General features: G+C 61.0%; 10 protein-coding genes. All 10 read right to left on the minus strand.

The features are described from left to right. The coding region (gene pglZ / locus VBE63_RS22970; protein ID WP_323685351.1) for a BREX-1 system phosphatase PglZ type A at positions 1-2,841 on the minus strand (2,841 nt) is incomplete at its 3' end. A gap of 22 nt (positions 2,842-2,863) precedes the next feature. Next, entirely contained in the window at positions 2,864-3,388 is a 525-nt protein-coding gene (locus tag VBE63_RS22975; RefSeq protein ID WP_323685342.1) for a GNAT family N-acetyltransferase, read from the minus strand. Further along, complete coding sequence (locus VBE63_RS22980; RefSeq protein WP_323685343.1) at positions 3,385-3,666, minus strand: DUF1778 domain-containing protein; 282 nt, start codon at positions 3,664-3,666, stop codon at positions 3,385-3,387. The genes VBE63_RS22975 and VBE63_RS22980 overlap by 4 nt, the downstream gene beginning before the upstream one ends. 229 nt (positions 3,667-3,895) lie before the next feature. Beyond that, the gene (locus tag VBE63_RS22985) at positions 3,896-5,146 is read right to left on the minus strand and encodes an ATP-binding protein (protein ID WP_323685352.1); all 1,251 of its coding nucleotides are present in this window, start codon (positions 5,144-5,146) and stop codon (positions 3,896-3,898) included. Positions 5,147-5,155: 9 nt separating this feature from the next. Next, positions 5,156-5,347, minus strand: a complete 192-nt coding sequence (locus VBE63_RS22990; protein WP_323685344.1) for a DUF2281 domain-containing protein — start codon at positions 5,345-5,347, stop codon at positions 5,156-5,158. A 209-nt stretch (positions 5,348-5,556) separates the two neighbouring features. After that, positions 5,557-5,793: a hypothetical protein gene (locus VBE63_RS23000; protein WP_323685346.1), complete on the minus strand. Its 237-nt coding sequence runs from the start codon at positions 5,791-5,793 to the stop codon at positions 5,557-5,559. Positions 5,794-5,886: 93 nt separating this feature from the next. Continuing rightward, positions 5,887-6,126 (minus strand): DUF2281 domain-containing protein, encoded by a 240-nt coding sequence (locus VBE63_RS23005; RefSeq protein ID WP_323685347.1) that lies wholly within the window; start codon positions 6,124-6,126, stop codon positions 5,887-5,889. A gap of 25 nt (positions 6,127-6,151) precedes the next feature. Next, the gene (locus VBE63_RS23010) at positions 6,152-6,484 is read right to left on the minus strand and encodes a DUF5615 family PIN-like protein (RefSeq protein WP_323685348.1); all 333 of its coding nucleotides are present in this window, start codon (positions 6,482-6,484) and stop codon (positions 6,152-6,154) included. Beyond that, the gene (locus tag VBE63_RS23015; protein ID WP_323685349.1) at positions 6,481-6,708 is read right to left on the minus strand and encodes a DUF433 domain-containing protein; all 228 of its coding nucleotides are present in this window, start codon (positions 6,706-6,708) and stop codon (positions 6,481-6,483) included. The genes VBE63_RS23010 and VBE63_RS23015 overlap by 4 nt, the downstream gene beginning before the upstream one ends. Before the next feature lie 28 nt (positions 6,709-6,736). Then, positions 6,737-7,013 (minus strand): hypothetical protein (locus tag VBE63_RS23020; RefSeq protein ID WP_323685350.1); only part of this gene is annotated, 277 nt, incomplete at its 5' end.

Genomic DNA, 7,013 nt, shown 5'->3' on the forward strand with positions numbered 1-7,013 from the left:
CACCCGCTTGCTATCGAAACGCCGGCCCTCCAGGGTCAGGCTGACGGTCTTCTTCCAGTGGTTCATGTCCTTGGAGGTGCTGTCGAAGGTGAGGGTCTCGAGGTTGGTCACCGGCTCTTCGCCGTCGTAGAGGGCGATCTTGAGGGTGGCGGGCTTGACGCGCTCACCGACCGGTTCGGTCTGGATCAGCTGGAAGCGGTGGCGGTTGGTGGTGACCTTGAAGTTGTTGCCGAGCACGCTGACGCCGACGGTGCGCACCTGGGTCTTGGCGGCCTTGTCGTTGCCTCTGAGGTGCTGGACGCGGATGACCGGTACCGCGATCTCCTGCGGCATGGCGCCGCCATGGACGAAGCGTGCGCCGCCGACGAAGTGGAAGCGGTTGGCTCCTTTGGGTATCCAGAATTCCATGGCGTTACCTGTGCCCGGGCTCGCGCCAGCCGCTGAGCCGGTGCTAGCGCTCGAGCCTGCTCCTGCGCTTGAGCAAGCCCCAGGACTTCCCCCAGTCCCGGCGCTTAAAACAGTCTCAGCACTCGAGCTAGCCCGTGCGCTTGAATCAGCCCCGGTAACAGGGTCTGATTTGGCCCCTGCTAGGCCCGCTGGCCTTGTCCCGGCTGTGACGACGGTCGAACCGTGAAAGGCCTGGTCGCTCTGTGGTAGGTCGTGCCCGAGCAGATAGCGTTTCTTGGCCAGCACGGTGCCGGGCGGCTGATCGTTCAGCTTGTTCTTGTCGGTCTCCCCGAGCGGGCGTTCCTGGAACAGAAAGCCGTGATCGGCGGTGATCAGCACCTGGTTGCCGTTGAGGCTATTGACGATCTTGGCAGTCAGATCCGCCAGCTCGTCGATGGTCTGGCGCACGGCGTGGAAGGTCTCGGCCTCGGTGACGCGCTTGTCGCCGATCGCGTCGATGCGGTCGTGGTAGAGGTAAACCACCCGATGCGGCTTGATGAAGGCGCGGCCTTCGTCCTTCTTCATCGCCATGAAGGTGTCGGCGTTGACCGCGATGCCGTCGACGCTGGCGAGGACCTTGGCGCGCTGCTCGAGGGAACCGCAGGGCTGGCCGTCGACCCTTGGGTCGCCGCTGGCATCATAGTCGAGATGCTGGTGCGGCAACAGCGCGGCCATACCGAGCCCTGTGTAGGACGGCAGCACACCGAGCTGCACGCCGAGCTTGGCATCAAAGCGGTAGCGACCGTTGAGCTGGGCAGTCAGCTCCTGGGCGGCTTCGTAGCGGAAGGCATCGCTGATGATCACGAAGACCCGGCGCTCCGGTCCCTTGGCCAGGATTGGCGCAACCTCACGCTCGAAGAAGTGTTGTTGGTTGGCCACCTCCGGCAACCGCCAGTGCTGCAGCAGACCGTTGGCCAGGTGCTTGTTCCAGCGCAGCGCTAGCTCGGCGACGAAGCCGGTACCGTAGGTCTGCTCGACCCGCTCGCGCAGGGCCTTGAGGATGTCCCAGCCGCGCGCCTCGGCGGCGTCGGCGCATTCGCAGAAGTGCCGGTAGTGCTGATCGAAGCGATACAGTCGCTCGGTGTAGGCGGTGAACAGCGCCGGCGCATCGGCGGGTTCCGGGCGCAGGGCTTCGGCGTTGTGCAGCGCGAAGAGATCAGCAGCGGTCGCCAGCGCCTGGTAGACGGCGTGCAAGGCCTGGCGCGGTGCGGCCTCGGTATCGGCCAGGGTGGTCGAGGCCCAGTAGCCGTCCTGGCGGCGCGCAACGAGGCGGCGGATGGCCTCTGCGTCGATGGTCTCGGCGGTGTCCAGTACCCGGTCGCGCAGCCGCCCGGCGATGGCCTGCTCGACGCGCAGGAAGGTCTTGGCCTCCTGCAGGGCGTCCAGCCCCAGGGCGCTGAGCTGCTGATCGAGCTTGATCGCCTCGGCCACCGCCGCGGAGAGACGCTCGTAGGAGGGGCTGCGGGCGCTGCTGTCGCGCCACTGGGCCAGACAGACGACGGCGTTGGCCAGGCCACGCTGGGGTAGCACGAGATGCGCCAGGCCGCTGGGCAAGGCGCTACCGAGGGCGTTGGCTAGGTCGGAGACCATCAGCCGGATCAGCAGGCCCTTCAGCGTCGGCGTTGGGTCGCGCCAGCCGAAGTGCGTCTCCACCAGATCCCAGAAGGCCGTCTCGACCCCGTACTTGGCGAGATCGGGCCAGAACGGCGGTGGCGCGTCGAGCGAGCCGTCCGGGCCGTCCGGGCCGTCCGGCATGCCATCGAGCATCCGGTTCCGCATTCCGTTTGGCATCCCGTTTGGTCTCTCATCAAGCATCCGCTCCGAGAGTCCATCCGGCATTCCATCCGGCATGCCGTCGAGCAGGGTAATCAGCAGCGTAAACACATCGGCATGATCGGCCTTGATCAGCACCGCGATCAGCTTGCGGTCGAGATCGGCTGCGTCATCATCCGGGCTGACCAACTTCTTCAGCCGCTCCAAGCGCTCACGGCTGGCGAAGAATCTGGCGCGCTCGGCCAGGTGTGTGCGCAGCGACTGTGTCGTCAGCCCCAGGTCGGCGAGCAGCATCGAGGCGCGGTCGGCGCTGAAACTCCCACTATAGAGGCGGATATCGAGCAGCCAGTCCTGCTCCGGCGCGGGTGGTGCGAACGGGGCGTAGAGCAGATAGCGGCCGCTGGGGTCGTCCAGCTCTAGGCGGACCTTCAGCTCCAGGGCCGGATGGTCATCCAGCCGCAGCAGGCTCAGGCCGTCCAGCGTCTGCGCCAGCGCCAGCGCCTGCATCAGTTCCGGCAGGCTCTCCTCGAACGCGCGCTCAGGGTCGTGCCAGAAGACCAGGCGGTGGCCGTCTTGGTCGAAGCGCTCGCGCAGGGCGTCAGTAATGCGTTGGATGTCCATGAGCAATCGGTAACCACCTCCTTCAGTGAGGTCTCGGCCGCAGCCGTGCCGCGATGGGCTTGAGCACAAGGAACAGGCTGTGTGTCGCGCCCTCGCGCTTTCCCTTGGACACCAGGCGGGAGAACCCGTGATGCTCATAGAAGGCGGTCGCTTCCGCGTCCTTGGCATCCACGATCAGGGCGAACGCAGCGATGTCGGACTCGATCACCCGCCGAGCGGCATCGACAAGCATGGCCGAGCCGAGGCCTTGACCGCGAACGTCTTGGTCAACGGCCAGACGACCGATGCGCACCGCGGGCACGGCTGGATACGGCGGCAGCTTGCGGCTGATCGCATCCGGCAGATCTGGCAGCGCGAGATGACAGGCGGACAGGGTATAGAAACCGCCGATGCGCTCGGCATCGCCGGGCAGGATGACGTAGCAAGCCGCTAAGCGACGACGGATGTCTTGCGAGACTTGGCGCTGAAAATAGCGGTCGAGTGCCTCGACGCCAGAGCAAAACCCATCACGCGCCCGCTTCCCCAAGGGCTCGATCCGGAAGCTCACACCGCCCCCGCCAACTCCGTCACCCGTTGATAGCGATCGATCGCCCGCTCCAGCGCGGGTGCGAGCGGTGGCGGATCGATCAGCGCCTCAGCAAAGCGTAACTGGTCCGCATACGACAGGCTGATCACATCCGCCTGAACCACCGTCTTCTCGGCCGCTTGGCGCGCCGCCGTCACCACGAAATCCGACAGTGAACGCCCCTCGATCTCCGCCGCCCGCTTCAACAGCGCATGAACGTCCGCACTGATCCGCGCTTCCAACCTCGCCTGTTTGCCCATCGCCTCATCTCCAATCGCCTTCAGTTGATCGCTGAGAATGTACGGCACTTGACCGGATAGGCCAAGCAGTCAAGCCCGAAGGCGACTCGCCGACTAGATTCGGCGACAAGGTCGGACTGTGCGCAGATGATCTCTGCGATGGACCTCAATTCAGCTCATCCCCACAGCTCTGACCAAGCGTATCGTCCATCTTAACCAAAGTCCGTTGGCCCTTCACCGCTGACGAGAATCAGCATCCATGTGTTCCTTTTTGATCCTTAGGTTTGATCGCTGGCATGGCACCGATTTCGTCTGACAACAACGACAACTGCGTATCAACGAAGGCTTCGCCTGGCCCCATCACTTCGAGCTTAGCGGCCAGCGAGGGAATCAAGAAGAACGGCACAGCGCGCGTGAAGCCTGCCGGTGTCTTATACAGGTATTGCACACCGGCTCGTGCCACCTCATCATCCAGATCATTCAGAATCATCGGGCTATGCGTGGTAACCAAGATCTGCTGGCGGGCATTGACAAGCAGATCCAGGAGAAACCCGACCAATTCTGGATTGATGCCATTCTCGATCTCGTCGAACAATAAGAAATCATGATCGGTCAGAATTTCCGCCAGGATCGCCATCATGCGAAGCATGCCGTCGTTGATGTGTCGCGCCTCGGTCGTAAGCGACTTGCCACCGAACTGTTCGCGGATTCCAAGCTCTTTCCAGCCTGCTTGCAATGACCGGGTCAAAAACTGCTCGAGATGAGGATAAACACTTTTCAGCCGGCTACTCAATTCCCGCTGCTGCCAATCCGAAAGCTCATGGAGGAAGGCGGAAAGCCGCTCTCCACCCATTCCAATCTCGCCCTGACTTTGGGTCGCTCTCTTGCGCAAAAGATGAGGCGATAGAAGGTCAAGCACCGCTGTCTGCCGAAGAAAACGCTTTAGTGACCTCAGTTGTTGAGGCAGGGCGTCATCCTTGAGCTGCGACAGGATCGAGCCTTCGTAATCGAACGAGATCTTGAACCGATTGGCCGCAGCGCCTGGCTTTGCAAACGTATCAAACCAATAGTGGCCATCAGCGACGGAAAAGATCGATTTGCCAGCCAACTTAACCGTCTCAGACGTACAGCGCAGCAGCGAACGGTTAAAGCTGCCCTCCCACTGCAACTGCTGTTTTCCGCACGATAGCTCGAGGTTCAGCTTGATGTTGTTTTTGCCGATTAGCTTCGAATTCAGATCACCAGTTTTCCACTGGCGTTGCTCAAGCCAGCGCGAGACATTTCCTTTGAATAATCTGGAGATGAAATCGATGGCCTGTAAAACCGTCGATTTGCCTGATCCATTCAGCCCAATCAGACAGGTGAAGGATGCAAGCAACAATCGAAAATCCACCAGCGACTTAAAGTTGTCGATATAAATCGAATCAACTTGCATCGCCGACGCAGCATCATCTGCTACCCAGGCATCCATAGCTGACTGTTCAGAGTCGCTGATCCCCATAATCACTCACTAAACCTTATCATCGATTGGGTTGTCCCAGACGTGAGACATCGCCGATGCCTGTGCCTGCTGCAAGTCCTGCTCGGACGTTGACTTGACGGCGTACCTGGCTTCAATGAAGTCGACGAAGTCCAGTACCTCGCGGGCTAAGTCATCTGGCAATGTTCGCACCTTCTCGTCGAGCTGTTCAGCGAGCGTCATGGTTGCTGTCTCCCCGTTGGCATCAGTCGATCTTCTTGCCAGTGACCGCCTTCATCTCAGCCAGCAGATCCGTTGCGTCCGGCCACACTTTACGCCGCCATTTCAAATGATTTCGTTGTCAATATCGGCAATCAGTGCGCGCGCCTTGTTCGAGAGCTTCGGATCGCCAAGGATGAACCACAGGAAGGCATGTGTGTCGAGCAAGAGCCTCACGGCATGTAGTCCTTGAAATCGTCTAGGTGCTCATCGTCTTCCGCAATCATGGTGAGCTTGCCACGCGCACTCCCCGGCGTGCGTTCGCGTCTCCCGGCTTCGGCGCTTGTCTCCACTGCGGATTCCTTGTCATCAAGCGGCCACAGAATGACCTCCGACTTTCGGTGACGAAGCGCCTCGGGCACCGGAATCGCATCGGGAGTGTTGTCGTAGATGATGCGAATAGGTTGCATGGCTTTAATGCTCGGTGGTTGAGAGGTTTGTTGTACGTTCAGTCAGCGCTCTTGCCGGTGACGGCCTTCACCTCGGTGAGCAGATCGCCGGGGCTAGAGGTCATTCCAGACCTCGTCATCGGTTGGGTTGTCCCAGACGTGAGACATCGCCGACGCTTGTGCCTGCTGCAAGTCCTGCTCGGAGGCTGACCTAACGGCGTACTTCGCTTCAATGAAGTCGACGAAGTCCAGCACCTCGCGGGCTAAGTCATCTGGCAGTGTCCGCACCTTCTCGTCGATCTGTTCAGCGAGCGTCATGGTTAAGGTCTCCGCGTTGATGCGAATCGGGTTCATCGCTTTGCCATCTCTGGTAGCGTCATCAACCGAGGACCAAGCATTTTGTCTCGTCATCCTGAAGACGACGCTTGATCTCAGTGGCATTGTCAAGCAACAGCTGGATCATTCGTGAGCGCGACGAGTTACCGAATTGCAGCCAGACAATGCGAGGCGGCGCACCGTAGAGCAGACTCAATTCATAAAAGTCCGAGTCCTTCGTCACGATGACAAAGTCGTTCGCCTTGGCAAACTCCCAAATCGCCTGGTCGTTTGCCCGCTCCAACCCTTCGAGCACAACCTGCGAGCTGCCGGGGAATGCATCCTGAAGAAACGGGACCAGCCGGCGGGACAGATTCTCGTCAAGCAACAGCTTCATGCGCAGCGCAAGCCACCGAGGTGGCGCTCGCGATCCGCGGCAAACTGCAAGCAGGCGCGGATGTCGTCAGGCTCCAGTTCCGGAAAGTCTTCGATGATCTCATCCGTCGTCAGGCCGGCGGCCAGCTGATCCAGCACATCGTAGACAGTAATGCGCAGACCCCGCACGCAGGGCTTTCCGCCTCGTTTGCCGGCCTCAAGCGTGATGCGTTCTCGGTAGTGCATGCTCGTTCTCCAAATCTGCAAGCCTGGATTATTCTGCTGCGCTTTTGCCGGTGACCGCCTTCACCTCTGCCAGCAGGTCACCGAACTTGCCGTAGTTGACCTTCACCCCGTCGTCGAGGTCGAGCGCGATGCGCTGGTCGGCGTAGTGGCGCAGTTGTTCGTCGAAGCGGCGCAGTTCGTCGAGCTGTTTGCCGAGCTTGTCGCGCTCTTTTTGCAGGCGCTTGGCCTGGGCACCGCTGCTGGCGGCTTCGATGTCATCGGCGAGGCTGTCGATGCGCGCGGCCATTTTGCTTTGCAGCGGCACC

It is taken from the genome of Lamprobacter sp. (assembly GCF_034860625.1).
Lineage (GTDB): Bacteria > Pseudomonadota > Gammaproteobacteria > Chromatiales > Chromatiaceae > Lamprobacter.